Below are 1,814 nucleotides of genomic sequence, written 5' to 3'. Positions count from 1 at the left end.
AAAGGCTCTATTAATTAATAGAGCCTTTTTTGTTTAGTTTATGATTTTCAATTTCTAAAATCGTTTGTCTTATTGGGCTGTTGTATTTATTGGTTAATTTCTGATTCTTTTCAATTGCCAACTGACGGACTACCTCAAAAGATGCTGTGTTGAGCATCCAAAATGTGCCAATACCTAGAAATGCGCCAGTATAGTAATACCCCGAGCTGATCCCATATATTCCATAGGTGAACAATGAGGCGCTAATGAGAGATGATACAATTCCCCTTCCTAAGTACCCGGCATAAATCATTCCTATTCCAGACATTAAGTAAGAGATTTTAACAGCCTTTTCAGGATCTTTTAACTTCGTCTTATTGACGAATGAATAAAGGTCTTGATTATCATTATTCTTATGGTTCATAGATAAATATTCATCAAACAGTATTTTTGCTTCCTCCCATTTTCTAAGTTCATTCAAGGCTAGAATGTGCAAGAACATTATTTCATCATAGCCATCATTTTTATAAAAATGGTTTATCTGGAGTGCTTGAGATACCACTAAATTGTATTGTTGAGACAGGTATGCAGTAAGAGCCTTTTCATACCTTATCTGGTAATTTAAACTATCCTGAGCTATAAATAAGTTAGCACGGTCAAGTGTTGAGTATGCTTGGCTGAAGTTCCTAAGAGCTTTGTGACATAACCCTTTCTTCAGCAAAGCCTCATTTATGATATTAGGGTCTCGCTCCTCAAATACTACCCTTTCATATTCCAGTGATGCATATTGATAGTTTTCAGCCATCATGAGGCTGTCAGCAACATCAAATTGTGCGCTAGTTAAAAATGGTACGCAGAGGAATGTGCATATCAACCAATATTTTATAGTTAACGGCTTCATCAAATTCTTTATTTGCAAATTTTACTGTGAATACACTTCCCCAGATATTACTTATATAAAACATGGAGAAGAGTGATCCGAATATTATAAATCGAGCGCTTTCAGCACCATCTTTTTTATAGCCTTCCCATGTTTGTAGCCCAAGAATGGTGGTTGTAAGCATTGTGCCTATTCCGATACCAACCTTACCGGCATATATTTTTCCTGAACCAGGAACAATTGTTGACATTATGCCGGCTAATAAAGGCGATTTCTTTTTTCTGAATTTAAGATCGTTTCTAATTCCTATAAAGGATTTTTCTTGCTCACTATAATGGTAGTAACCGTACATGAAATTAGTAGCATATTGGTCAAAAGCGTCAAGATCTCTGGAGAGAAGGCTAATGCCTGCCATTTCTAAATTTCTTAACCCTAATTGCAAGCTGTCTGTAGTTTCAATGTTGTTTAGTAGCCTGAGAGATTTAGATAGCTTCTCTGTGTTTGCAGCACAAAAGGCATTGAAAAAGAAAGCTTGGCTTCTTAATGGAAGTGTTGTTTTATTTAACTTATCAAAATAGTTTGATGCCTGTTCTAACTGTTGGTCTAGATAGTGGGTTTTTCCTAAAAGGAAATTAATACTGTCACTTTGTAATTGATTATTCGGTTGTATTTTCTTGAGTAGAAAAATTGCATCTGAATAGTTTCTGTTAGTTAATAGATAGTCTAGAAACTTCATATTACTAGTTAACTCTTGCCCAGAAGAACCGAAATATATGAAAAAGAATACTATAAAAAGGACTGATTTATTTTTCTTCATAGAAAGAAAATTCCTTTGCGCCTTCCTTTATTTTTCCTTTGGTATTTAGACTCAAAGGACTGATTTGAGTATATGAAAGCCTGTTACATCTGCCTAATCTATCTATAGATAGAAAGTAACTTTTAATGAATCCATATT

Annotated in this window: 2 protein-coding genes; both read right to left on the bottom strand. The window is 34.4% G+C overall.

The window, feature by feature from the left end:
* Nucleotides 1-10 precede the first annotated feature (10 nt).
* Nucleotides 11-784, bottom strand: coding sequence for a hypothetical protein (locus E1140_RS00455; protein ID WP_155177989.1), 774 nt, complete (start codon nt 782-784; stop codon nt 11-13).
* A 31-nt stretch (nt 785-815) separates the two neighbouring features.
* Nucleotides 816-1,595, bottom strand: coding sequence for a hypothetical protein (locus E1140_RS00450; RefSeq protein ID WP_155177988.1), 780 nt, complete (start codon nt 1,593-1,595; stop codon nt 816-818).
* Nucleotides 1,596-1,814 lie beyond the last annotated feature (219 nt).

Source organism: Fulvivirga lutimaris (genome assembly GCF_009711525.1).
Taxonomy (GTDB): domain Bacteria; phylum Bacteroidota; class Bacteroidia; order Cytophagales; family Cyclobacteriaceae; genus Fulvivirga; species Fulvivirga lutimaris.
This window is presented reverse-complemented; position numbering and strand designations above follow the sequence as displayed.